This window comes from Mycolicibacterium nivoides, from assembly GCF_003855255.1.
Classification (GTDB): domain Bacteria; phylum Actinomycetota; class Actinomycetes; order Mycobacteriales; family Mycobacteriaceae; genus Mycobacterium; species Mycobacterium nivoides.
This window is the reverse complement of the sequence record NZ_CP034072.1, coordinates 4,117,329-4,142,336: the sequence shown is the minus strand read 5'-3', so window position 1 is coordinate 4,142,336 and position 25,008 is coordinate 4,117,329. Positions and strand designations below refer to the sequence as shown.

The 25,008-nt window shown below is 66.9% G+C and carries 21 protein-coding genes and 1 tRNA gene; 14 read left to right on the top strand and 8 right to left on the bottom strand.

The annotated features are described in order from the left end of the window. Positions 1–100: 100 nt before the first annotated feature. Positions 101–736: a S1 family peptidase gene (locus EH231_RS20195; RefSeq protein ID WP_090430836.1), complete on the top strand. Its 636-nt coding sequence runs from the start codon at positions 101–103 to the stop codon at positions 734–736. A 9-nt stretch (positions 737–745) separates the two neighbouring features. On the opposite strand, the gene acs is transcribed toward EH231_RS20195, so the two are convergent. Beyond that, positions 746–2,719, bottom strand: coding sequence for an acetate--CoA ligase (gene acs / locus EH231_RS20190; RefSeq protein WP_124713166.1), 1,974 nt, complete (start codon positions 2,717–2,719; stop codon positions 746–748). Positions 2,720–2,846: 127 nt separating this feature from the next. Between acs and EH231_RS20185 the strand changes: the two genes are divergently transcribed. Beyond that, positions 2,847–3,587 carry a Fic family protein gene (locus EH231_RS20185; protein ID WP_090430331.1) on the top strand — a complete coding sequence of 247 codons (741 nt, stop codon included), beginning with the start codon at positions 2,847–2,849 and terminating at the stop codon, positions 3,585–3,587. A 426-nt stretch (positions 3,588–4,013) separates the two neighbouring features. Here EH231_RS20185 and EH231_RS20175 read toward each other — a convergent pair whose 3' ends face one another. Further along, complete coding sequence (locus EH231_RS20175; RefSeq protein WP_409545306.1) at positions 4,014–4,871, bottom strand: HAD-IB family hydrolase; 858 nt, start codon at positions 4,869–4,871, stop codon at positions 4,014–4,016. 422 nt (positions 4,872–5,293) lie between these two features. Between EH231_RS20175 and ssd the strand changes: the two genes are divergently transcribed. From ssd to EH231_RS34355, 7 genes are all read left to right on the top strand, one after another. Then, positions 5,294–6,373 (top strand): septum site-determining protein Ssd, encoded by a 1,080-nt coding sequence (gene ssd / locus EH231_RS20165; protein WP_124713165.1) that lies wholly within the window; start codon positions 5,294–5,296, stop codon positions 6,371–6,373. Then, the gene (locus tag EH231_RS20160) at positions 6,370–7,530 is read left to right on the top strand and encodes a TadA family conjugal transfer-associated ATPase (protein WP_124713164.1); all 1,161 of its coding nucleotides are present in this window, start codon (positions 6,370–6,372) and stop codon (positions 7,528–7,530) included. The genes ssd and EH231_RS20160 overlap by 4 nt, the downstream gene beginning before the upstream one ends. Next, positions 7,527–8,309, top strand: coding sequence for a type II secretion system F family protein (locus EH231_RS20155; RefSeq protein ID WP_124713163.1), 783 nt, complete (start codon positions 7,527–7,529; stop codon positions 8,307–8,309). Before EH231_RS20160 ends, EH231_RS20155 begins: the two co-directional genes overlap by 4 nt. Next, positions 8,306–8,887 carry a type II secretion system F family protein gene (locus tag EH231_RS20150; protein ID WP_124713162.1) on the top strand — a complete coding sequence of 194 codons (582 nt, stop codon included), beginning with the start codon at positions 8,306–8,308 and terminating at the stop codon, positions 8,885–8,887. Before EH231_RS20155 ends, EH231_RS20150 begins: the two co-directional genes overlap by 4 nt. A 27-nt stretch (positions 8,888–8,914) precedes the next feature. Beyond that, positions 8,915–9,118, top strand: coding sequence for a DUF4244 domain-containing protein (locus EH231_RS20145; RefSeq protein ID WP_090430343.1), 204 nt, complete (start codon positions 8,915–8,917; stop codon positions 9,116–9,118). 71 nt (positions 9,119–9,189) lie between these two features. Beyond that, a complete protein-coding gene (locus tag EH231_RS34360) occupies positions 9,190–9,441 on the top strand; it encodes a TadE family type IV pilus minor pilin (RefSeq protein WP_241177776.1) in 252 nt (83 codons plus the stop codon). Between the two features lie 31 nt (positions 9,442–9,472). Continuing rightward, on the top strand, positions 9,473–9,784 hold the full coding sequence (locus EH231_RS34355) for an Rv3654c family TadE-like protein (RefSeq protein WP_338134340.1): 312 nt from the start codon (positions 9,473–9,475) through the stop codon (positions 9,782–9,784). Positions 9,785–9,797: 13 nt separating this feature from the next. On the opposite strand, the gene EH231_RS20135 is transcribed toward EH231_RS34355, so the two are convergent. Then, positions 9,798–10,823, bottom strand: coding sequence for a PAS domain-containing protein (locus EH231_RS20135; RefSeq protein ID WP_090430837.1), 1,026 nt, complete (start codon positions 10,821–10,823; stop codon positions 9,798–9,800). A gap of 295 nt (positions 10,824–11,118) precedes the next feature. Beyond that, positions 11,119–13,458, bottom strand: coding sequence for a DNA 3'-5' helicase SftH (locus EH231_RS20130; protein ID WP_124714337.1), 2,340 nt, complete (start codon positions 13,456–13,458; stop codon positions 11,119–11,121). Positions 13,459–13,759: 301 nt separating this feature from the next. Here EH231_RS20130 and EH231_RS20125 point away from each other — a divergent pair, with 301 nt between their 5' ends. The 3 genes from EH231_RS20125 (at position 13,760) to topA (ending at position 17,565) form a co-directional block, all read left to right on the top strand. Continuing rightward, positions 13,760–13,963 carry a cold-shock protein gene (locus EH231_RS20125; RefSeq protein WP_003882601.1) on the top strand — a complete coding sequence of 68 codons (204 nt, stop codon included), beginning with the start codon at positions 13,760–13,762 and terminating at the stop codon, positions 13,961–13,963. Between the two features lie 97 nt (positions 13,964–14,060). Then, positions 14,061–14,654, top strand: coding sequence for a hypothetical protein (locus tag EH231_RS20120; protein ID WP_090430349.1), 594 nt, complete (start codon positions 14,061–14,063; stop codon positions 14,652–14,654). 103 nt (positions 14,655–14,757) lie between these two features. Further along, on the top strand, positions 14,758–17,565 hold the full coding sequence (topA, locus tag EH231_RS20115) for a type I DNA topoisomerase (protein ID WP_090430350.1): 2,808 nt from the start codon (positions 14,758–14,760) through the stop codon (positions 17,563–17,565). Positions 17,566–17,569: 4 nt separating this feature from the next. Here topA and EH231_RS20110 read toward each other — a convergent pair whose 3' ends face one another. Next, entirely contained in the window at positions 17,570–19,174 is a 1,605-nt protein-coding gene (locus EH231_RS20110; protein ID WP_090430352.1) for an adenylate/guanylate cyclase domain-containing protein, read from the bottom strand. 82 nt (positions 19,175–19,256) lie between these two features. Here EH231_RS20110 and EH231_RS20105 point away from each other — a divergent pair, with 82 nt between their 5' ends. Both EH231_RS20105 and EH231_RS20100 read left to right on the top strand, forming a co-directional pair. Beyond that, positions 19,257–20,465, top strand: coding sequence for a DNA polymerase III subunit delta' (locus EH231_RS20105; protein WP_090430354.1), 1,209 nt, complete (start codon positions 19,257–19,259; stop codon positions 20,463–20,465). 55 nt (positions 20,466–20,520) lie between these two features. Continuing rightward, a tRNA-Thr gene (locus EH231_RS20100) sits at positions 20,521–20,596 on the top strand. Positions 20,597–20,634: 38 nt separating this feature from the next. Here the strand turns inward: EH231_RS20100 and EH231_RS20095 are convergent. The 3 genes from EH231_RS20095 to EH231_RS34115 form a co-directional block, all read right to left on the bottom strand. Beyond that, positions 20,635–21,012: a carboxymuconolactone decarboxylase family protein gene (locus EH231_RS20095; protein ID WP_124713160.1), complete on the bottom strand. Its 378-nt coding sequence runs from the start codon at positions 21,010–21,012 to the stop codon at positions 20,635–20,637. Between the two features lie 27 nt (positions 21,013–21,039). Continuing rightward, on the bottom strand, positions 21,040–21,573 hold the full coding sequence (locus EH231_RS20090) for a hypothetical protein (protein ID WP_124713159.1): 534 nt from the start codon (positions 21,571–21,573) through the stop codon (positions 21,040–21,042). Positions 21,574–22,587: 1,014 nt separating this feature from the next. Then, positions 22,588–24,951 (bottom strand): TPR repeat domain-containing protein, encoded by a 2,364-nt coding sequence (locus tag EH231_RS34115; protein ID WP_206429603.1) that lies wholly within the window; start codon positions 24,949–24,951, stop codon positions 22,588–22,590. Positions 24,952–25,008 lie beyond the last annotated feature (57 nt).

The following is a 25,008-nucleotide window of genomic DNA, read 5'->3' as shown; positions in this document are numbered from 1 at the left end:
TCTTGAGTTGCGCGGGTCGGGCGCGTCGATCGGAGGACACTTGACGAGCAGACGCCGCTGGCAGTGGCTCATTGGCGCACCGATCATCGCCGTGGTGGCGATGCTGACCCCGGCCCCGGCGCTTGCTGATCCGCCGGTGGTCCTGGGCGGCGGATCGGGCATCGTGGTCAACGGCGATGCGTTCTGCACGCTCACCACGATCGGGCACGACAGCGCCGGCCGCCTCATCGGTTTCACGTCGGCGCACTGCGGGGGTCCCGGCGCCGTGGTGTCAGCCGAAGGTGCTCCGAGCGCCGGGGTGGTGGGCACGATGGTCGCCGGCAACGATCTGCTGGACTACGCCGTCATCCAGTTCGATCCGGCCAAGGTGACTCCGACCAACAACGTGAACGGATTCCAGATCGACGGACTCGGGCCGGACCCGGTGTTCGGCGACATCGCCTGCAAACTGGGCCGCACGACGGGGTCTTCGTGCGGTGTTACCTGGGGTCCCGGACAGGACCCGGGCACGATCGTCAACCAGGTCTGCGGCCAGCCCGGTGACTCGGGCGCGCCCGTCACGGTCAACAACCGGCTGGTCGGCATGCTCCACGGCGCCTACACCGAGGAATTGCCGACCTGCGTGGTGAAGTTCGTGCCCCTGCACACGCCGGCCGTGACCATGTCGTTCAACACGCAGCTGGCCGACATCACCGCCAAGAACCGACCGGGAACGGGTTTCGTCCCGGTCGGTTAGGCGGACGTCTTACTTGCTGGCGCGGATCGCCTCGAACACGCTGGGGTCGACCAGTGTCGAGGTGTCACCGAGCTCGCGGCCCTCGGCCACGTCGCGCAGCAACCGGCGCATGATCTTGCCGCTGCGGGTCTTGGGCAGCTCGGGCACCACGTGGATCTCCCGCGGCTTGGCGATCGGGGAGATCTCGGTGGCCACCTGGGCGCGCAGTTCGTCGATCATGTTCTCGGCGCCTCCGTGCGCGGACGCCTTCAGGATCACGAACGCGCAGATGGCCTGGCCGGTGGTGTCGTCGCTGGCGCCGACCACTGCGGCCTCGGCCACCCCGGAGTGCCCGACCAGGGCCGACTCCACCTCGGCGGTCGAGATGCGGTGCCCGGAGATGTTCATGACATCGTCGATGCGGCCCAGTACCCAGATGTTGCCTTGCGCGTCATAGCGGGCGCCGTCACCGGCGAAGTACCAGCCCTGCTCGGCGAAGCGCGACCAGTAGGTCTCCTTGAAGCGCTCCGGGTCGCCCCAGATGCCGCGCAGCATCGACGGCCACGGCTGGTCCAGCACCAGGTAACCGGTGACGTGTTCGGCTTCGTCGGCGCCGGGCACCAGCTCGTTGCCGTCGTCGTCGACGATCTTGGCCGAGATGCCGGGCAGCGGCGTCATCGCCGAGCCGGGCTTGGCCGCGGTGACACCGGGCAGCGGGGAGATCATGATGGCCCCGGTCTCGGTCTGCCACCAGGTGTCCACGATCGGAGTCTTGTTGGCGCCGATGGCTTCCCGGTACCAGCGCCAGGCCTCGGGGTTGATCGGCTCGCCGACCGAGCCCAGCAGCCGCAGGCTCGACAGGTTGTGCTCGGCCGGGATCTGGCGGCCCAGCTTCATGAAGGTGCGGATCAGCGTGGGCGCGGTGTAATAAATTGTGACGCCATACTTTTCGATGATCTCGAAGTGGCGGTGCTCGGTGGGCGAGGTGGGGGTGCCCTCGTAGACCACCTGGGTGGCGCCGTTGGCCAGCGGGCCGTAGGTGATGTAGGTGTGCCCGGTGACCCAGCCGATGTCGGCGGTGCACCAGTACACGTCGGTCTCGGGTTTGAGGTCGAAGACGTTGTAGTGGGTGTAGGCCGCCTGGGTGAGGTAACCGCCCGAGGTGTGCACGATGCCCTTGGGCTTGCCGGTGGTGCCCGAGGTGTACAGCAAAAACAGCGGCTGCTCGGAGTCGAAGGCTTCCGGGGTGTGCTCGGTGGAGGCGTTATCGACGGTCTCGTGCCACCACAGGTCACGGCCGTCGGTCCAGTTCACGTCGATTCCGGTGCGCCGCACCACCAGAACATGCTCGACCGACGGCTGATCGGAGACCGCTTCGTCAACCGCGTCCTTGAGTGAGGCCGCCTTGCCGCGCCGGTACTGGCCGTCGGTGGTGATGACGAGCTTGGCCGCGGCGTCCTCGACGCGGGCCTTGAGCGCACTGGCCGAGAAGCCCGCGAAGACGACACTGTGCATGGCGCCCAGGCGGGCGCAGGCCAGCATCGCCACGATCGCCTCGGGCACCATCGGCATGTAGATGGCGACACGGTCGCCGGCGGTCAGGCCGAGCGCGGCCAGCGCATTGGCGGCCTTGCTGACCTCGTCCTTGAGCTGGGCGTAGGTGATGTCGCGGGCATGGGCAGGATCGGGGCCGACCGGTTCCCCCACCCAGTGGATCGCGACCCGGTCGCCGTTGCCCGCCTCGACATGACGGTCCACACAGTTGTAGGCGACGTTGAGCTTGCCGCCCACGAACCACTTCGCGAACGGTGCCTGCGACCAGTCGAGCACCTCGCTGAACGGGGTCTGCCAGCTCAGCCGGTTGGCCTGGGCGGCCCAGAACGCCAGCCGGTCCCTCTCGGCCTCTGCGTACAACTCGCCCGTCGCGTTGGCGTTGGCCGCGAAATCGGCAGGCGGCGGATAGGCTGACGGAACTTCGGTAGACGTCGCTGGCGCGTTTGACATGGGTGTGAGCCTAGTCACCAAAGGTTGCAGCGGCGTTGGGAGCTCACAAGGCGGTTGCCGGGCGGCTGTCCTGATGCGCCCAACGGTCGGCGAGACGGCGTTCAGCGGTCGGCTAGCGTTTGGCCCTATGACCGATCCACTCGCACCGCTGGTCGACCTGCCCGGTGTTTCTGCGGCCAGTGACGAGGCGCGTGAGGCCCTGGGCCGGGCGCATCGACACAAGTTCAACCTGCGCGGCTGGCCGCAGACCGCGGCCGAAGCGGCGTTGCGTGCGGCTCGGGCCTCGGCGGTGCTCGACGGCGGGGCCGTCCAGCTGTCCGCCGACGGTGAACCCGATCCGGTCACGGCGGGCGCCATCCGTGTCGCCGAGGCACTCGAAGGCGGCGCCACCGCGCTGGTCGGCGTGTGGCAGCGCGCCCCGATGCAGGCGCTGGCCCGGCTGCACGCCCTGGCCGCCGCCGACCTCACCGACGAAGAGCACCTGGGCCGGCCGCGGACCGACCCCGACGTCGGCCGCCGCCTCGAGCTGCTGACGGAGATCCTGGCCGGCGGTTCCAAGGTGCCCGCTCCGGTCCTGGCCGCCGTCGCCCACGGCGAACTACTCAGTCTGGCTCCGTTCGGCACCGCCGACGGCGTCGTGGCCCGCGCGGTCTCACGCCTGGTGACCATCGCCAGCGGGCTGGATCCGCACGGGCTCGGGGTTCCCGAGGTGCACTGGATGCGGAAGTCAGGGGAGTACCGGGCTGCCGCACGGGGATTCGCCTCGGGTACGCCCGACGGGCTGACCGCATGGCTGCTGCTCAGTAGCGAGGCACTGAAGGGCGGAGCGCGGGAAGCGTTGCAGATCGCCCAGTCGGCAGCGGGCTGACGCTCCCGGTCAGAGGGTTCTCAGCAAACGAAAGCGGGCGACGTTCCGAAACGAGTTTCGGCTCGTCGCCCGCTAGCACGGATACCGGTTACCAAGCGTGCCAGATGGGTTGCGTGGGTGGCCTCGGCGTCCTTGCAATGCGCTTCGGCTGCAACCCTACCCAAAGGGCCGTCGTAGCCGTCCGCTCTTCGCAATCACGCAGGCCCGCAACACTTTTGCCTATTCCGCGGCATGTGCTCCGCGTGGGTGCCGGGACCCGTGCTGGGGAGCCTGGTTCGGGAGATCTAGCCTTCTCTTCCGGCTAACTCTTGGCCTCATCCAAGCTTCCGTGGTTCCTTTGTACTACGTGACCACGGTCACAGCAAGGGTGAAATGCACCCGACTTCTGATCGTTACGCCGGGGTGTCAGCTACTGCATCCGGTAGGTCAGGAAGTGAAGCGGCGCAGGAGTGAATATGTCAGTGCGCCCGCCGCAAGAGCGCTGATCCCAACGGCCGCGGTGGTGGCCACCGCGGCTCCGGACGGCGCCGGAAGCCGGTCGCGTAAGGACACCGGCCTGGTGAATGTCAGCACCGGCCAGCCGCGGGAGGCGGCCTCCTTGCGCAGTCCCCGGTCCGGGTTGACCGCGGTGGGGTGACCCACGGATTCGAGCATCGGGACGTCGGTGATCGAATCCGAATAGGCGTAGCAGTGGTCCAGTGCGTAGCCCTCGCGGGCGGCCAGGGCGCGGATCGCCTCGACCTTGCCCTCGCCGAAGCAGTAGAAGGCGATGTCGCCGGTGTAGCGGCCCTCCTCGACCACCATGCGGGTGGCCATCGCGTGGGTGGCACCCAGTGCCCTTGCGATCGGCGCGACGATTTCCTCGCCCGAAGCCGACACCACCACGACGTCGCGGCCGCACAGCTTGTGGTCGGCGATCAGCTCGGCTGCCTCGGCGAACACCAGGGGGTCGACGATGTCGTGCAAGGTCTCGCCGACGATCGACTTGACCTGTTCGACATCCCAACCGGTGCACATGTTGGTGATGTAACTGCGCATCCGATCCATCTGGTCGTGGTCGGCGCCCGACATCAGGAACAGAAACTGGGCGTACGTCGACTTGAGAACGGTGCGGCGGTTCAGCAGGCCCTGGTTGAAGAAAGGTTTGCTGAAAGCAAGGGTGCTGGACTTGGCGATGACGGTCTTGTCGAGGTCGAAGAAGGCCGCCGTACGCACTGGTCGACCGTCGTGTGGCCCGGATTGCTGTGCGATCAATTCCCCGGCAGCCCGATCGGAAGCGGTCACAAGCGCCAGCATAGAGGCACGTGCACCCCGCTATCTGACCGGTGACGCAAAATGGCAGTTCACGACACATTCTTCCGGGCGGTGACGACGCAAACCCGCTGGGTAGCCCGCACAGGTGTCTCTTGCATGTTTTGGCAGTTCCGTGTGTATAGTGAGCATTACTCGGCTTATGCCGAGGGTGTATCAGCCCGACCCCCCGGGGCTGATACACGACGACCTCCGCCTCCTCCCCCCCTGGCGGGGGTCGTCCCTTTTTCAGGGGAAGAATCCTTGGCCGTCTGGCCGCATTGGTTGCGGAACCGTATTTTCACCTGAACTCGGCGGTACGTTCGCGGACCGTGGTTCATCCCCAGCGCGCGCTTCATCCACAATCCGTGAATTGGTGATGGTGCCCAGTCCGTGGTTGCCCGCAGGGTGGGCATATGGCCGTCCCGAACCCCACGATCACCCCGACCGGCACGGTGCTGGCACTGGTCGGCGACCCACTGCTGCGTGACGATGTGTCCCGGGTGGCCGCTGCCGCCGGCGTCGGTCTCGTCGTCGTCGACGAACCCTCGGGACGGAAGGCTTGGATGGCGGCTGCCGCGGTCGTACTCGATGCCCCGTCCGCGCAGCGATGCGCCGCGCGGGCGCTGCCCAGGCGCACCAGGGTGATCTTGGTAGGCAGCGACGCCCCGCGGCCGGATGACTGGCAGGCCGCCATCGCGATCGGCGCGCAACACCTGGTGACGCTTCCTGGACAGGACGCCGAGCTGGTCGCTGCTCTGTCCGAAGCCGCCTCTCACGACGAGGCGGGCCGAGGTCCCGCAGTGGCGGTACTGGGTGCCAGAGGAGGCGCCGGGGCGTCGGTGTTCGCGGTGGCACTGGCGCAATCTGCGCCGTCCGCGCTGCTGGTCGACGCCGACCCGTGGAGCGGAGGGATCGACCTGGTGGCCGGCAGTGAGGATCTGGCCGGCCTGCGGTGGCCGGATCTGGCGCTGCAGGGCGGTCGGTTGGGCTATCCGGCGCTGCGCGACGCGCTGCCCTGTCGTGACGGGGTCAGCGTGCTCTCCAGCGGACGCTCGGGTGCCGATATCGAGGCCGGGCCGCTGGGTGCCGTCATCGACGCGGGGTGCCGCGGTGGCGTCACGGTCGTGTGCGATGTGCCGCGACGTGCCACCGAAGCGGCCGAAACCGCTTTGGATGCCGCCGATCTGGTGGTCCTGGTGACACCGGCCGACGTGCGGTCGTGCACTGCGGCGGCAGCCGCGCGACCGTGGGTGCTGGCCTGCAACCCGAATGCCGGTGTCGTGGTGCGGGGTCCGTCGCCGGGCGGGCTGCGGGCGGCCGAGGTGGCCCGCATCGTGGACCTGCCGATACTGGCCGCGATGCGCGCACAGGCCGGGATCGCGGAGGTCCTGGAACGTGGCGGGTTACGGGTGCGCCCGCGGTCGCCGTTGGGCGCGGCAGCGCGCCGGGTGCTCGCGGTCCTGGCCGGTCATCCCGTGCAGGAGGCGGCATGAGCGCCTCACTGATCGACCGGGTCCGCGAACGGCTCGCGGCTGAGGCCGCTCCACTGAATCCGGGTGCGGTCGCCGCGGCAATCCGGGCTGAGTCCGGCGGACTGCTCGGCGATACCGAGGTGCTGAGCAACCTACGGCTGCTCGAGACCGAACTGACCGGTGCCGGTGCCCTGGAGCCACTGCTGTGCGCCCCGACGACCACCGACGTGCTCGTCACCGCACCTGACGCGGTGTGGGTGGACGACGGCAACGGATTGCACCGCAGCACAGTACGTTTCCCTGACGAAGCCGCGGTCCGCCGACTGGCACAGCGGTTGGCGCTGTTGGCCGGGCGGCGGCTCGACGAGGCGCAGCCCTGGGTGGACGGTCAGCTCACCGGCATCGGCCCGTTCACCGTGCGTCTGCATGCGGTGTTGCCTCCCGTCGCCGCCGCGGGCACCTGCCTGTCCCTGCGGGTGTTGCGCCCGGCCACGCAGAATCTCGACAGCCTCTCCCGGTCCGGGGCGATCCCGCCGCAGGCCGCCGACCTGGTGCGCGCGATCATCCGGGCCCGGCTGGCTTTCCTGATCTCGGGCGGCACCGGCTGCGGCAAGACGACCCTCCTGGCCGCAGCGCTCGGTGCCGTCCCCGCCCATGAACGCATCGTGTGTGTCGAGGACGCCGCCGAATTGGCCCCCTCCCACCCGCATCTGGTCAAGCTGGTGGCCCGGGGTGCCAACGTCGAGGGCATCGGTGAGATCACGGTGCGCGACCTGGTCAGGCAGGCCTTGCGGATGCGCCCGGACCGGATCGTCGTCGGGGAGGTTCGTGGGGCCGAAGTAGTGGATCTGCTGGCCGCGCTCAACACCGGGCACGACGGCGGGGCGGGCACCGTGCACGCCAACAGTCCGGCCGAGGTACCGGCTCGATTGGAGGCCCTCGGTGCGCTCGGCGGCTTGGACCGCTTCGCGTTGGTCAGTCAGCTCGCGGCGGCCGTGCAGGTCCTCCTGCACGTCGGCCGTGACGGCGCCGGGCAGCGCAGGCTCGTCGAGATCGCGGTGCTGCGCCGAGCCACCCGGGGCGATCTCGAGGTGGTGACGGCATGGCATGCCGACAGTGGATTGGGTTGCGGAGCGCAGACTCTCGATGCCCTCATCGAACAGCGGGCGGCGTCGTGACAGCGAGCGCGCTGGCACTGGCGGCCGCGCTTCTGCTGTGGCCGGCCACGCCCCGACGGGCGGCCGCGCTGCGGAGAGCAGACCCACCGGGGCGGCGTCGAGTGCGGGCAACACCGATCGTGGTGGTGGGAGTCGTTGTGGCCTGGCTGGTTCCGCTGCCGGTCGCCCTCGCCGGGGCGGTGGTGTCCGGAACCGTGGCGATACGCCGCAGACACCGCGCTGTCCGGCTTCGGCGACAACAGGAATCCGCGGCACTGCAGGCCGCCCTGGACGTGTTGGTCGGTGAACTCCGCACCGGAGCCCACCCGGTCAGTGCTTTCGGCACCGCGGCCGGCGAGATCTCCGGCTCGGTGCGCCAGGGCATGAGTGCCGTGGCCGCTCGCGCGCGCCTGGGCGCCGACGTCGCGGCCGGTCTGGATGATGTTGCGGCAACGTCCCGGTTGCCGATGCACTGGGAACGGCTCGCGGCGTGTTGGCGCCTGGCCCACGTGCATGGGCTCTCGATCGCCACCCTGATGCGCACCGCGCAACGCGACATCGTTGAGCGTGAACGCTTTTCCTCGCATGTCGAGGCGGCGATGGCCGGCCCGCGGGCGACGGCGGCGGTGCTCGCCGGGCTGCCGGTGGCCGGGATTGCGCTGGGTCAATTGATCGGGGCGCGGCCGTTGGCGTTCCTGTGCGGTGCGGGAGCGGGTGGCTGGCTGCTGGTCATCGGAGTCCTGCTGGCCTGTGCCGGGCTGATGTGGTCGGATCGGATCACCGAACGGACCCTGAGATGAGCTGGGCAGCAGTGTTTCTCGCCGCCGCCCTGCTCGTCGGTGCAGATCCGGCCCGTGTGCGGGCCCGCGCCGCGCCCCGACCAGTCGTTCGCGCACGCCTGCGCCCGGTGCGGGCTGACGATCCGCTCGGCGCGGCCTCGACGTTCGACCTGTTCGCTGCCTGCCTGGCGGCCGGGATGGCGGTGTCGACCGCGGCTGCGGCCGTAACCCCGTCAGCTCCACCGGCACTGGCGTCGCTGCTGCGTCGCGCGGCCGAACTCCTGGCACTCGGGGCGGACCCGGCCACGGCCTGGGCCACAGGAGATGTTGCAGCGCCCAAGGACAAGAACGCCGAAGCCCTGTTGCGTTTGGCCCGCCGGTCGGCCGCCTCCGGCAGCGCCTTGGCCGACGGGGTGGCCGAGCTGGCCGCCCAGACCCGGCACGACGCCGCCACCTCCGCCGACGCGGTGGCAGAACGCGCCTCGGTGCTGGTGGCCGGCCCGCTGGGGCTGTGCCATCTGCCGGCGTTTCTGTGTCTGGGCGTCATACCTGTGGTCGCCGGCCTTGCCGGCGACGTGCTGGGTTCGGGTCTGTTGTGAACACACATCGCAAAGGAAGGAAAGGCCATGGCAGGAAACATGATTCGGAGGGTGAACGCCAAGGCGGCGCTGTTGATGCTCGACGAGTCGGGGATGTCCACCGTCGAGTACGCGATCGGCACCATCGCCGCGGCGGCGTTCGGGGCGATCCTGTACACCGTGGTCACCGGGGACTCGATCGTGAGCGCGCTGACCAACATCATCAGCCGGGCGCTGAACACCAACGTCTAGATGACCGGGGCGCGGTCACCGTCGAGGCCGCCTTCGCGATCGCATCGCTGGTGGCGGTCCTGGTGTTGTGCGTGGGCGGCCTCAGCGCGGTGGGCATGCAGATCCGCTGCATCGACGCCGCGCGCGAAGCCGCCCGCCTGGCGGCCCGCGGAGAGGGTGAGGCGGCAGCGGCGGCCGCTCGCCGGGTCGCCCCGTCCGGCGCGGTGGTGCACGTCGGGCAGGACGGCGGCTTGGTGGTGGCTCGGGTCAGTGCGGCCACGGCGGTGCCGGGGTTCACGGTGTCCGCCGAGGCGGCAGCAGTCACCGAACCCGGCGTCGGGTGAGCGGGGATCGGCCACGCTGCTGGCCGCGGCCATGATCGCCATGGTGGTCGTGTTCGCGGCCGGCGGCGCCTATCTCGGTGCCGCGGTGACGGCCCGGCACCGGGCGCAGGCCGCGGCGGACCTGGCCGCCCTGGGCGCCGCGGGCGCGGTGGTGTCCGGTCCGGATGCGGCGTGCCGACAGGCCACGCAGGTTGCCGCCCGAATGCGGGCGGCTCTCGCGGACTGCCGGATCGACGGCCTCGATGTGGTGCTGGAGGTTTCGGTTCCGGTCCGCCTCGGTCGTTGGGGAGTTGGTCCGGCCCGGGCGGTCGCGCGCGCGGGGCCGGTGGAGGTCGCCGGCTAGCCGAGTTGGCCGGTTAGTCGAGTTCGTCGAGATCTGCCGCGGTGACTTCGTCGTCGGTCGGAAGCCGAAGGGCGATCAGCCCCGCGAAGGTGTCGTCGTCGAGTTCGATCCGGTTGATGGTCATGTGCACCGGTTGCCAGCCGCCGTCCTCGGCGCGCATCCGCAGCACGGCGGAGGTGACGCCGCCGGAGAAATCGGTGGTCATCCGGGCCATGTGCCGGGCGTCGGCCGGGTGGATGCGGGCCGGCCCGCCGTCGCGGTTACGCCAGTCGAAGAACGGTGCGGGCTCGTCGAGCCACTTGAGCAGCTTCCAGTCATCGAGGCCGACCAGGGCCCGGTGCACGCCGGGCCGGGCGAGCCCGTCGAGGATGCGTTGCGCCAGGTTATCCGGGCGGACAACGGGAGTCTCGCGCTCACTGCGCCAGTTCATCGCCCGGCAGATCAGCCGGTCGGAGCCGTCGTCGTGCGGTTCTGTGACCACCCGGGCCACGAAACCCACGGTGATCGTCTCCCCGCGATGATCGGTGACGTCCCAGGTGGTGCACAAGGTGTTGCCCACCACCGGCTTGATCGTCATGGCCAGCACCTTGGCCTCAGTGCCGTTGAGGTCGCGGGCAGGCAGGTCGTCGGCGAACGTCCGGTCGTGCGTGGCTTCGGTCTCCGGGTTCATGCCGCTGTTGTGCAGGGATTCGGCGGTGTCGGTGGCCACGCCCGCGGTCAGATCCCAGACCAGCGGGCCGGGAACCGGCCGTTGCGGCGGTTCGGCATCGGCCGGCCCGATCCAGACATGCACCCCGTGGATGTGTCCGTCGGACATCCGCACCACCTCGGTGCGGATTACGCGGTCGTTCTTGGGTGTGATGCTGCTGAGGCCCTGGCCGGCCTGCACGGTTTCCCTGATGGCACTCTGAATTGCCATCAGGTGCGGATTTCGGCGCAGAAACACACTGATCGGGACGAGGTTCTTTGTCTGCAGACCTCGTGCGACCACAACAGGCTCGCTACCCAGTGTCTCCACGAGCAGCCAGTCGTGGGTCATGCGCGGCATTTTACCGGCGCTGCCCATAGCTGCCGTCACGCCGAGGGCGACGGAATCCGCACCGGAAAACTGCGGATTACGGTCACGGGTTTCCGGAAGTACCGTCTGTCGGGTTGCAAACATGAGTGAGTTCACGTAATTTGCCACTGCGCCCGGCCTCCGGGATTGGGAACGGATCGCGTTGTCCGACCGTTCGTCGCAACGTCTGTGTGTTCGGCGTGGCCGAATGCAGCCACGTAGTTGTCGATCCGCGTAGTCGGCCGTCGAGGGGTCGGTCGTCAACGCGGTCGGGGGATCACGCTGAGGAAGTACTCAGCGCGCCGAGCACCAGGCGGAGCACTTTCATTGCACCCGTTTTGTCCAACGGGTCGTTGCCGTTGCCGCACTTCGGTGACTGCACGCACGAGGGGCAACCCTGCGGGCACTCACAGGCCTCGATCGCATCGGCCGTCGCGCCCCACCACGTACCCAGATTGCGGAATCCGCGGTCTGCGAAGCCGGCACCGCCCGGATAACCGTCGTAGACGAAGATCGACGGCAGACCGTCCACCGGTCCGACAGCCGTCGAGACCCCGCCGATGTCGCCGCGGTCGCAGCTGGCCACCAGCGGCAGCAGACCGATCGAGGCGTGTTCGGCGGCATGCAGGCTCCCCGGCACCGCAAGAGGGTCAATGCCGCTGTCTTGTAAGGCTTCCGGGGTGATGGTGCACATCACCGCCATGGTGTCCAGCGTGCTCGGCGGCATGTCCAGTTCCACGAAATCGATGACTTCGCCGTCGATGCGGCGGCGCAGGTAGCCGACCACGGTGTTGGTCACCGAAACCGGAACCAGACCCACGGTGACCGGGCCGAACGTCCTGCGCTCGCCGGGCCCGGTGACCGATATGTCGGTGAGCTCCCTGGCGAACGTGCTGTACCCGGGGTCGGCCGCGTACACGAACGCCACACCGTCCTCGAAAGACAGTGAGTCGACGAGGTAGGTCTCGCCCTGGTGCAGATACACCGCGCCGGGATGCAGAGATGCCGCTGCCCGGCCCGCGCCGGTGCTGCCCAGCATCCGGCCCGTATCGGCCTCCAGGATCGCGATCTGGCCGCCGCTGGATCCGCGAATGTCGACGGCCGGGTGCGGATCCACCCCGGGAGCGGGGAAGTAGCCGCCCGGACGCTTGCGCAACAACCCGTCGTCGACCAGGGTCTCGGCGACTGCATCGGCGTTCCACAGCCGGACCTCGGCCTCGGTCAGCGGCAGCTCGGCTGCGGCACAGAGCAATTGCGGGCCCAGCACATGCGGATTCGTCGGGTCGATCACCACCCGCTCGATCGGCTTGTCCAACAGCGCCGCCGGATGGTGCACGAGATAGGTGTCCAGGGGGTCATCGCGCGCGATCAGCACGATCAGCGCGCCCTGCCCACGTCGGCCGGACCGGCCGGCCTGCTGCCAGAACGAGGTGACGGTACCGGGAAACCCGGCCAGTACCACCGCATCCAGCCCGGCGATGTCGATGCCGAGCTCCAGCGCGTTGGTGGTGGCCAGACCGCGCAGTCGTCCGTCGGCCAGTGCGTGTTCGAGCTCGCGGCGGTCTTCGGCGAGATAACCGGCCCGGTAGGACGCCACCAGATCCGCAAGCTCGGGTGCGGTGTCCTCCAGCCGGGCCCGGGTTCCGAGTGCGGTGAGCTCCGCGCCGCGGCGGGACCGGACAAAGGTCAGGGTGCGCGCGCCCTCGGTCATCAGGTCGGCCATCACCCGCGCGGCCTCGGCACCGGCCGAACGTCGCACCGGCGCGCCGTTCTCGCCGGTGAGGTCGTCCAGCAGGGCCGGCTCCCACAGCGCGATCGTGCGTGCGCCCTGCGGGGAGCCGTCCTCGGTCACCTCGGCGACCGTCTGACCGATCAACTCGGCGGCGGTCTCGGCCGGTGACGCCGTGGTGGCACTCGCGAAAATCACGGTCGGCCCGGAATGGTCAGGGGAATAGCGCTCGCACAACCGCAGGAGCCGGCGCAGCACCATGGCCACATTCGAACCGAAAATGCCACGGTAATAATGGCATTCGTCGATCACGATGAACTTGAGGTGACGCAGGAACACCGCCCAGCGCGCGTGGTTGCGCAACAGCGACAGATGGATCATGTCCGGATTGGAGAAGATCCACCGTGAGCGTTCCCGGGCGAACCGGCGCACTTCGGTCGCGCTGTCCCCGTCATACGGTGCGGGCGCCACGTCGCGCAGTGCGGCGACGGTTTCGGTGAGGCTCTGTGCCGTGCGCAGCTGGTCATGGCCGAGCGCCTTCGTCGGGGACAGGTACAGCACCCGCGCCTGCCGATCCTCGGCCAACGCCGTCAGGATCGGCAGTTGATAGGCCAGGGACTTGCCCGACGCGGTTCCGGTGGACACGACCACATGCCGCCCGTCGTGGGCCAACTCGGCGGCGGCGAGTTGGTGCGACCACGGCGCGGCGATCCCGCGGTCGACCAACGCCTGGACGACCTCCGAATGGGCCCATTGCGGCCACTCATGTGGTTTGCCCTGTCGCGGAGGGATATCCGCGACATGGCGTAGCGGATTTTCGCCGGAAGGGGTGCCGTCGACAGCGCAAGCCAGCAGCTCACGGCCGAAATCTGACCCCTGATCGAGCACCACTGGTCCTCCTGCGATCTACCCCGCCGACATCGGCTCGGATTTGTAAACGAATTGTTCACCACGCGCCGCATCCCGAGACTGTCGCAGCAGCCTTCGACATGATTGACTGATCACGGTCGCAGCTTCTGTGTTTGTACTCGCACTCGCAGGATCGTCGTTGCGATCGCGGTTCCTGCGAGGGTTGTAGGTCGGGTCTAAGTTCCGGGCGACTCCACGAAGGTATGGCGGTCGGAACGGGCCCGGTACATCGGAAGTCGGTGGACCGCACCCGGTTGAAAAGAGAAGGAAAGAACAAAAGATGCCACAGGGAACTGTGAAGTGGTTCAACGCGGAGAAGGGCTTCGGCTTCATTGCTCCGGAGGACGGCTCGGCTGACGTGTTTGTCCACTACACGGAAATCCAGGGCAGCGGATTCCGCACCCTGGAGGAGAACCAGAAGGTTGAGTTCGAGGTCGGCCAGAGCCCCAAGGGGCCGCAGGCCACGGGTGTTCGGGCCATCTGAGCCAAACAAACCCAAAGAGACACCCCCGTGTGAGTCCGCATCGGACACCGCGGGGGTGTTCTCGTTTTTGCGGGCCGCGCTGGCTTAGTGTCGATTCGTGAGCCAGCTGTCCTTCTTCTCGGCCGAGTCGGTGCCGCCCGCGGTGGCCGACCTGACCGGGGTTCTCGCCGGGCCAGGGCAGGTTGTGCTGGCGAGCCACGGCGGCCAGCAGGCGGCCCGGATTTCGGTGGTCGTCGACGAGCTGTGGCGCGCCAACGGTCTGGCCGAGATGATCAGCGAGGCCGGCCTGGTGTCGGAGATCTCCCGGACCGACGAGAACAATCCGCTGGTGCGCACCGCGCTGGATCCGCAGTTGATGCTGATCGCGGGGGAGTGGACCAGGGGTGCGGTCAAGACGGTGCCGGCCGGATGGCTGCCCGGTGCCCGTGAGTTGCGGGCCTGGACGCTGGCGGCGGGCACGCCCGAGGCCGACGACCGCTACCTGCTGGGACTGGACCCACATGCTCCCGATACCCACGCCGTGCTGGCCGCGGCCATGATGCGGGTGGGGATCGCCCCGACATTGATCGGGACCAGGGGCTCACATCCAGCCCTGCGGATCAGTGGGCGGCGTCGCTTATCGCGCCTGGTGGAGAACGTAGGGGAACCACCCGGGGAGGCGGCGGCGTTGGCGCATTGGCCACGTATTTAATGGTGCACACGCGGAGAGCCGGTTTGCGTAGGCTCGCGCGTAATGCGAAATTGTCAGTTGCCGGGCGTGGCGCGGCAACTAAAGAAGTGGAGCGTAAGCACAGTTGGCTGGCGATAGCGGCAGCGGTAGCAAGGGAAATGTCCGGCGACTCGTGATTGTGGAGTCGCCGACAAAGGCGCGCAAGATAGCTGGCTACCTGGGCTCCAATTACGTGGTCGAATCCTCCCGCGGACACATTCGTGACCTGCCGCGCAATGCCGCCGACGTGCCGGCCAAGTACAAATCCGAGCCGTGGGCGCGCCTCGGGGTCAACGTCGACGACAACTTCGAACCGCTCTATATCGTCAGCCCCGACAAGAAGAGCACCGTCACCGAGCTCAAAGACCTGCTCAAGGGTGTTGACGAGCTCTACCTCGCAACGGACGGTGACCGCGAGGGTGAGGCGATCGCCTGGCATCTGCTGGAGACGCTGAAGCCCAAGGTGCCGGTCCGGCGGATGGTGTTCCACGAGATCACCGAGCCCGCCATCCGCGCCGCCGCGGAAAACCCGCGTGACCTGGACATCGCGCTGGTCGACGCGCAGGAAACCCGCCGTATCCTCGACCGGCTCTACGGCTACGAAGTGTCTCCCGTGCTGTGGAAGAAGGTCGCGCCGAAGCTCTCGGCAGGCCGCGTGCAGTCGGTGGCCACGCGCATCATCGTGCAGCGCGAACGGGAGCGCATGGCGTTCCGCAGCGCCGGCTACTGGGACGTCAGCGCCGAGTTGGACGCATCTGTCTCCGATCCGCAGGCCACCCCGCCGCGGTTCACCGCCAAGCTCAACACCGTCGACGGCCGCCGCGTCGCCGCCGGTCGTGACTTCGACTCGCTGGGCCAGCTGAAGAAGCCCGACGAGGTGCTCGTGCTCGACGAGGCCAGTGCCGGGGCCCTGGCCGCCGGGCTGCGCGGTGCCCAGTTGGCCGTCAGCTCCGTCGAGCAGAAGCCGTACACGCGCAAGCCGTACGCGCCGTTCATGACGTCGACGCTGCAACAGGAGGCCGCCCGCAAGCTGCGGTTCTCCTCGGAGCGCACCATGAGCATCGCGCAGCGGCTGTACGAGAACGGCTACATCACCTACATGCGTACCGACTCGACCACGCTGTCGGAGTCGGCCATCAACGCCGCGCGTAACCAGGCCGGCCAGCTGTACGGCTCGGAGTACGTGCACCCGACGCCGCGGCAGTACACCCGCAAGGTCAAGAACGCCCAAGAGGCGCACGAGGCGATCCGCCCCGCCGGTGACGTGTTCCAGACCCCGGGCCAGCTGCACGCGCAGCTGGATACCGACGAGTTCCGGCTCTACGAGCTGATCTGGCAGCGCACCGTGGCTTCGCAGATGGCCGACGCGCGCGGTACGACGCTGTCGCTGCGCATCGCAGGCACCGCGGCGGGTGGCGAGCAGGTCGTCTTCAACGCCTCCGGTCGCACCATCACGTTCCCGGGCTTCCTCAAGGCCTACGTCGAGAGCATCGACGAACTGGCCGGCGGTGAGTCCGACGACGCCGAGAGCCGCCTGCCGAACCTGACCCAGGGGCAGCGCGTCGACGCCGCCGATCTGACCGCCGACGGCCACCAGACCAGCCCACCGGCCCGCTACACCGAGGCCTCGCTGATCAAGGCCCTCGAAGAGCTGGGCATCGGCCGTCCGTCGACCTACAGCTCGATCATCAAGACCATCCAGGACCGCGGCTACGTGCAGAAGAAGGGCAGCGCGCTGGTGCCGTCCTGGGTCGCCTTCGCCGTCGTCGGGCTGCTGGAGCAGCACTTCGGCCGCCTGGTGGACTACGACTTCACCGCGGCCATGGAAGACGAGCTCGACGAGATCGCCAATGGCCAGGAGCAGCGCACCAACTGGCTGTCGAACTTCTACTTCGGCGGCGAGCACGGCGTTGAGGGCTCGATCGCCCGCGCCGGTGGGCTCAAGCATCTCGTCGGCGGCAACCTCGAAGGCATCGACGCGCGAGAAGTCAACTCCATCAAGCTCTTTGACGATGAAGAAGGTCGCGCTGTGGTGGTCCGGGTGGGCCGCAACGGTCCGTACCTGGAGCGGATGATCGCTGATCCGGACAATCCCGGCGAGCTCAAGCCGCAGCGCGCCAACCTCAAGGATGAGCTGACTCCCGATGAGCTGACCCTGGAGTTGGCCGAAAAGGCTTTCGCCACACCACAAGAGGGCCGGGTGCTGGGCGTCGACCCCGTGTCGGGACACGAAATCGTCGCCAAGGACGGACGATTCGGTCCCTACGTGACGGAGATCCTCCCCGAGCCGCCGGAGGAGCCGGATGCCGGGACGACGGCCAAGAAGGGCAAGAAGCCGACCGGCCCCAAGCCGCGCACCGGATCGCTCTTGCGCTCAATGGATCTGGAGACGGTGACGCTCGACGACGCGCTCAAGCTGCTGTCGTTGCCGCGGGTGGTCGGCGTCGACCCGTCGAACAACGAGGAGATCACCGCACAGAACGGCCGCTACGGCCCATACCTCAAGCGCGGCACCGACTCTCGCTCGCTGGCCACCGAGGAACAGATGTTCACCATCACCCTCGACGAGGCGCTGAAGATCTACGCCGAGCCGAAACGCCGCGGGCGCCAGGCCGCCGCGGCCCCGCCGCTGCGTGAGCTGGGCACCGACCCGGCGTCGGGCAAGCCGATGGTGATCAAGGACGGCCGATTCGGTCCCTACGTCACCGACGGTGAGACCAACGCCAGCCTGCGCAAGGGCGATGACGTGCAGTCGATCACCGACGAGCGGGCCTCGGAACTGTTGGCCGATCGCCGGGCCCGTGGGCCGGTCAAGAAGGCCGCGAAGAAGACTGCCAAGAAGGCGCCGGCCAAGAAGGCTCCCGCGAAGAAGGCCGCTGCCAAGAAGGCCTAGCCTTCTAGCTGGAGACGTCGCTCTCGGCCTGGCGCTCCAGGTCGCGGGGCAGCACCAGGTTCATCGGGCGGGCCAACTGGGTGGGCACCGTGCGGCCGCGCAGTTCGACGATCTCGCCGACGTCCCAGCTCAGCGCCTCGGCATCGAGTGCGCCGCTGACGGCGATCGCCGAGGCCAGCACGTGGCCTTCCTCCAGCTTGGCGAGCTCGGTGAGGCGCGCGGCCTCGTTCACCGGGTCGCCGATCACGGTGTACTCGAAACGGGCCTGAGCGCCGATATGGCCGGCGATCGCGCGTCCGGCGGAGACCCCGATACCGAACTCGGTGTCGCTGCCCAGCACGCTGAGCAGCTCGTCGTGTAGTTCGCGGGACGCGGCCAGCGCGCCGCCGGAGGCGTCGGGATGCTCGATGGGGGCGCCGAAGATGGCCAGCGCCGCGTCACCCTGGAACTTGTTGACGAACCCGCCGTGACGGTTGACGGTGTCGACGATGACCCGGAAGAACTCGTTGAGCAGGTTCACCACGTCGCCGGCCGGGATGGTCGACGCCAGATGCGTCGAGCCCACCAGGTCCACGAACAGCACCGCCACGTCGCGTTCCTGCCCGCCCAGCTCGGTGCCGCGCTCCAGGGCACGGCGGGCCACGTCCTCACCCACGTACCGGCCGAACAGGTCACGCAACCGTTGCCGCTCGGCCAGCTCGCGCACCATGTCGTTGAACCCGGCCTGCAGCAGGCCCAGCTCGCTGGCGTCGTAGATCTGCATGTGAGCGTTGTAGTTGCCGCGCTGCACCTCACCCAGTGCCCAGCGCAACTGGCGCAGCGGGTCGGCGATCGACATCGCCACCAGCATGGTCCCGGACAGCCCGATCACCAGCGCGGCGATGGCCAGCAGCAACAGCGGGGTGATCAGCCGGTCGGCGGATGCTGTCAGGATCGAGAACTTGCTGGCCACCAGGGCCAGCACGATGGCCAGGACCGGCACGCCCGTCGAGAGCACCCAGGTGAGCACCTGGCGCAGGATCACCCCGGGGGCGCGGAAGTTCTCCGGCACCCCGCCGCGCAGCGCGGCGACCGCGACCGGCCGCAACACACGCTCGGACTGCAGGTAGCCGATGATCGCGGTGGCGGTCGCACCCAGGGCCGTGGCGACCAGGACGACGGGCGCGGACTTACTGGCAACCGGCCAGCTGGCCACGATGAACACGATCGAGCCGAGGAACCAGTTCGTGACGCTGATCAGGGTGCGGTAGAAGGGCATCTTGAGCGCCCGCACGCGGGCCAGCTCGGTCATTCTGGGGTCCGACTTGGACAACAGGGTGTCGCGGCGCTGCCAGCGGATGACCGGGATCAGCAGCCGCAGGGCCAGGTAAGCGCCGATGGTGAACGACACGAACAGGTAGCCCAGGAAGATCGCCAGGTTGAACACCGGCAGATCCTGAAGCTGGATGCGGTCCTCGGGCGGCAGACCGAAGCGCAGGAAGCCCAGCACGAACAATGCGCCGATGATGTCGGCCTGCAGCATGCCCAGCGTGAACACCGGCCACGGGGTACGCGCCACCCACCGGACGAATGCGTTGATTCGCCTCATAGGGATTGCCTCCGCGGTCACCCGTTCACCGTATCGGGCCGCAGGGACGTTCAGCGCCTGCTGTGACGTGGTTGTGTCGGCTTGACCACTACTGTTGGGGGCGATGAGCGGGGTTTTTACGCGGCTGGTTGGCCAGCACGCGGTGGAACAGGAGCTGGTGGCGGCCGCCTTGGCGGCCCGGGGTGATTCACCACACAGTGGCACCACCGTCGGGACCATGACACATGCCTGGCTGATCACCGGCCCGCCCGGATCGGGGCGTTCGGTCGCGGCGCTGTGCTTCGCGGCGGCGCTGCAGTGCACGTCCGAGGGGACTCCGGGGTGCGGTGAATGCCGGGCCTGCACCACGACGATGGCCGGCACCCACGCCGATGTGCGGCGGATCGTGCCCGAGGGGCTGTCCATCGCCGTCAAGGAGATGCGCGAGATCGTCCAGATCGCATCGCGCCGGCCCGGGACCGGGCGCTGGCAGATCGTGGTGATCGAGGACGCCGACCGGCTCACCGAAGGCGCCGCCAACGCGCTGCTGAAAGTGGTGGAGGAGCCGCCCGCCTCGACGGTGTTCCTGCTGTGCGCGCCATCGGTGGACCCGGAGGACATCGCGATCACGCTGCGCTCGCGGTGCCGGCACGTCGCGCTGACCACGCCGTCGGTGGATGCCATCGCCGACGTGCTGATCTCCGGTGACGGGCTGCCCGAGGAAGACGCTCGCTGGGCGGCCTCGGTCAGCGGCGGGCACGTGGGCCGGGCCCGGCGGCTCGCGACCGATCCGGAGGCCAGGGAGCGCCGTAAACGCGCGTTGGGACTGGCCCGGGACGCCGCGACCCCGGCGCGGGCATTCGCGGCCGCTGAGGAGATGGTGGCCGTCGCCGAGGCCGAAGCGCTGGCGTTGACCGCCGGGCGCAACGAGACCGAGACCGAGGAGCTCAAGACGGCCCTGGGCGCCGGCGGGACCGGAAAAGGCACCGCGACCACCACTCGCGGCACCGCCGGTGCGCTCAAGGAGCTGGAGAGGCGGCAGAAGTCCCGGCAGACGCGGGCCTCACGCGACGCGCTCGACCGGGCCCTGATCGACCTCGCCACCTATTTCCGCGATGCGCTTCTGGTCTCATCGGGAGCCACGGCGGTGACCGCCAATCACCCGGACATGGCCGAGAAAGTGGAGGCCATGGCCGCGCATGTGCCGCCGGACCGGCTGCTGCGCTGCATCGAGGCGGTCCTGGAATGCCGCGAAGCGCTGGCCACCAACGTCAAGCCGAAGTTCGCGGTCGATGCCATGGTGGCGACCGTCGGGCAGGCGTTGCGCGGGTGAGTTGGGTCTGAGCGGGGGCCTGCCGTAGACTCGTGCCGCCCGGTTCGCCGAGCGTGCCACCCTAGCTCAGTCGGTAGAGCAATTCACTCGTAATGAATAGGTCAGGGGTTCGATTCCCCTGGGTGGCTCCATTTTTTTGCCCTAGTCGGCGTAGGTGTTCGGAGAGCGGCTACAGCGAGTCCGGCCCTTCGATTACCTGCTTGGCCACCTTCATCGCGGTGTTGGCGTTCGGGAAGCCCGCATAGCCGCTGGAGTGGTAGATGACCTCGGCGATCTCGTCCTCGGTGAGGCCGTTTCGCAGGCCGATCCTGACGTGCGACTCGAACTCATCGGTGGCCCGCAGGGCGATCAGGATGCCCATGGTGACCAGGCTGCGATCACGCCGGCTCAGGCCCTCACGGCTCCACAGCCGGCCGAAGACGTTGTCGACGCCGATCGCCAGGAGCTCGTCGCCGAAGGACCCGTCGGGTTCGACGTTCTTCTCCGACAGATGCGGAACCAGCTCTTGGAGGACCCGCAGGCCCTGTTGGCGTACGTCGTCAGTCATGCCTGCCAGCTTGGCACCTGGCCCGAATCAATCGTCGACCGACCGCAGTACGAGCGTGTGTGAACCGCTGTGGAGATAAGCGATTGACCGCCAATCGTCGTTGCTGAGTGCGGTATCCAACGCCGTGCTGGTCAGATACGTGCCGGCAGGTACTTCGGTCCGAAGATTGCCGTTGAGGTTCGGAGTCTCGCCGCTTGCCGTGGGTGCGTACTTCGACCGCAGCGTGTCTGTAGTGGCTGGTTCAAGTTCGATGATTGCTTCGATCCAGTAAACCGAGGGCCCAGGCACCGTGACCCGGCTGTCTGATTGTGCGCCGAGTGTGCCGCTCATCCAGGTGGCTGAGATCGGCTTACCGATTTCAGGGAAGCGTTTGGTCAGGGGCTCGGGGGCATGGCGAATTGGGTTGTCGTGCATCGAAGTTTCCATCGGTGCGATTTCGTCACGGCTGTGACAGGCCCCAACGAAAACCGACGCGGCGAGTACCACGGCGGAACCGATCGCTCGAACAAGCGCATGTGCGGGCTTTGGCGATTCAGCGACCGAGTGCATGATCTCCTGCACGTGTCCGAGCAGTTTAGGGGGGCAGGTATGGATCTTGGACGCGCCACACACGTCCACGTCACCGCTGGCGGGCGAGGAAGCAATCGCGTCGTATGCGCGCCCCAATGAATCTCTCACCGCGAGGCGGTCTCTTGGTGTCGCGGTTGGGACGGCGGTTAGCGGGACTCGCATACCATTTCACGTCTGTCAGTCACGCCTGCAGCTTGGCGCGTGACAATTACGACTCGGGCCAACCCGGGTCGGGCGGCAGCGTCGGCAGCGGCTCGGATTGGACGAAATAGTCGTTTGGCGCATCCGGTGGTGTGCCTGGAGCGAGAGTGTTGCCGCACTGGGGTAGGTCGGTATCGGCGCCGAGAACCTTGTAATCCGCGAGTACCCAGGTGCCGAAAACGTTGTCTACGGGGGTGCGTCGTGGGCCTCGCTGGTTTGAGGGCGGTGAAACCTGTTTGATGTCGGGCAGAGCTTGATCAGGCCCGAACGTGATCCATCTGGCACTTCCTGCCGGGAGCTGACGTCCCGAACTCCGGTAGCCGCCGCCGTATTCCTTTGCGGCGATCATCGACCCGTAGGCGCATACTCCCGCAGTAATTAGGTCACCGCTGCGGTGCGTTGCGACTACTTCCCAGTACATTGTCCCAACCTCATCCCGGTCTTTACCTCCAGGGAGTCCGAATGTGTCGGGATTTCGAACATTGTTAAAGGCGTGAGCAAATCCGGGATAGCCGGCATCTGTAATCGCCTCAATTCCGGTACCGCGACCGTATCCGACACGGTCGAGCGATTCCACTGCAGCTCGGACAAAGGTCCCTTCTGGGGACATCAGGTCGATGTTTGGATTCTGAATCCATCGGTTGGAGTATTGCAAGATGTCATCAGCGCTCGGGGCGCTCGGGGCGCTCGAGGTTGCTGGGCTGGTATTGGGTGCGGCGGGCTCTGGCTGCGTACAACCGGTGCTAATTACTGAGATAGCCAGTAGCGCCGCAACTGTGCGCTTCATGGTTGTGCACGTGCGCATCAATAACTCCAGTTGTCATTCGTTGTGCCATCATGGCGTTGAGTCGTCCAGGTGCTTTGGTCATACCCGTAACGAGCGCCGTTAGCCTCAAACCAGTCGCTGAGTATGTCATCCGCATTCAGGCTCTTGTTGGCAACGTTGTAGAGATCGACATGGCCGCCGTTCATAAGGTCCTTCAAGGCTGCGTCGTGTGCAATTTCTGGATGGGAATTTATCAAGCCCTGCAAGGCGACAGCGTAATTCGACGTTGTATTGCTGAACCTATTTTCGCTGAGCTGGTTAGTGAAGAAGTCGTCTCCATGCACGGTCGTCGGATCGGTTTCAGGCAGTAGTTGATCCTTGAACATGGGTCCCAGGACTGTTTGAACGGCAGCGGGGATCTGTCCGCCCGGCACGAGTCCTTCTACGGCGGTGAGTCCGCCGTAGACAGTGTCGAACATCACCCCAGCCTTTTGGTTGTCCTCGTGCAATTGCCAAGCGTGGTTTGCGATCCCTGCATTCTTTGCATCTGTCGCGCCGTTTGCCATTGCCTCGCTGAGACGAGAAGCGACCTCGACGCTGTTCCCTGGCACATCGCCGTGTTCAGCGGCGTTGACTTCGAGGAAGAACTTCTGTTGCAAGGCGGCGTTGTTGGCGACTGTGCCCGCTGTGTGGTCCTGATCGAACACGGAAAACAGAGCGCTCATGTCGCTAGCTTTGTTGAATCCGTCGATACCGGGCGACGTGAACCCTGATTCAGGACCAGCGCCTGCTAGTTGAGCCAAATATGGCGAGGTACCGTCCGCCATGGCCTGAAGTAATCCGCCATTGACTTCGCCGAAGAAGCCGCCACCTGGCATATGCCGCAGGTGATCATCCGCGCTATCAGAGAGGTAGTGCGCAACCGAATTGGCAGTTTCCGCTGCGATGGGATTTCCCGGATCGGAACCCGTCCAACGGAAAGCATCACCGACTTGGCCCGAATGCTCGTTCCATTTCTCGGCGGTGAGTCCGTGAAGGAAATTATCTCTCGTAGAAGGATTGGTACTCAGGTCGTGCACTCCGACATGGTCGTTGCCTGACACTTGGATAACATCGGCGAGGGCTCCGGGTAGATCTTTACCGTGGTGATCGGAAGTAATACTGGGCCGCGACAGAGCGTCTCCAGATGTAGCGTTGTGCTTGGCGTCTGCGTTGGCATACTGCGACGATGCGTCAAGCATCGACTTTGTTGCTTCGCTGCCGTTGAAGTATCTGCCATCACCTGGCTTTAAGATGTCTGAGATATCTTGTATTGCGCCCACGCCGTTTAGTTTGGTGCTTTCGGGCACATGTGTAGGGAACATAGTTCCCGTCCCGACCGTATGTCCGGGTTGAACCACCACCCTGTCGTCGCGCGATAGTTCCTGATGGATCCCGTCCGGAAGGTTGATCAAGCTCCCTGCGGCGGGTATGAAATTATCGCGCGTGGCATCGGTAACCCCTTCGGAGTTAGGGATACCGGACAATGCGTGGTGATTGGAGATGATTGCCAAGCCTTGGGCCAATGCCTTTTGTTCGTCTGGCGGTAGGCTCGCGGACATGGCCTTAACGTCCTCGGGAGACATTCCATTGAGGCCTTGGGACAATTGGTATAGGTATGCCATTCGGTCCGCGCCAACAATGACGTCTTTACCCGCGGCCAAGTCTGCCAACTGTTGTTCGGATAGAGTCCCAGCCTCAATGAGTCGATCGCGGTATTCAGGACTAAGTAGCCGGCCCGCGCCGTTCTGAAGGGCCTCTGCGTCTGTGCGGCCGTTCTTCGAATCGAGCTGAGGCTCTTTTTTCTTATCGTCAGGCTGATCCCCGGCAGCCTTGAGCACGTCCCCCGGCCCGAGCTTCTGATTCTGGAGCTCATCAAACGCATTCTTGAGGTCGGTGACGCGGAAGCCGATCTTGAGCATGTCCCCGTTGGCGGTGCTGACGGTGTTGTTGACCTGGGTGATGCCTTCCTTGGCGATCGGGATCAGGCTCTTCTCGCGAGCCTGGGCGCTGAGGGAACTGGGCAGTGAGTTGACTGCGCTGTCGACCCAGGACTTCGTGGTGTCGAGTTGATTGCGCCCGTTGGTGACGACATTGGCTGCGTTGGTGACTTCGGCGGCCATCTTCTTGTCGAGGTCAGCCAGCTTTTCGTAGATGGCGGCATGTTGTTTGTTGGCCGCGGCATAGGCCTCTGAGCCCTTGCCTTGCCAGCGGTCGTCAGGCTGGGCCGATTCGATCGAGGACTTCATCTTCAGCAGCTGCGAGCTGCTGCCGTTGTACTGGCTGCCGTCGGTGGGGGTGCCTACGCCGAAGGTGTCCTTGGCTTTGCTCCACGTCGAATAGAAGCCATCAAGCGCGCCCACAGAAGCGTCCCCCTCGACAAATCCCGATAGTCAACGCTCAGTATCTCAGCACCTGAG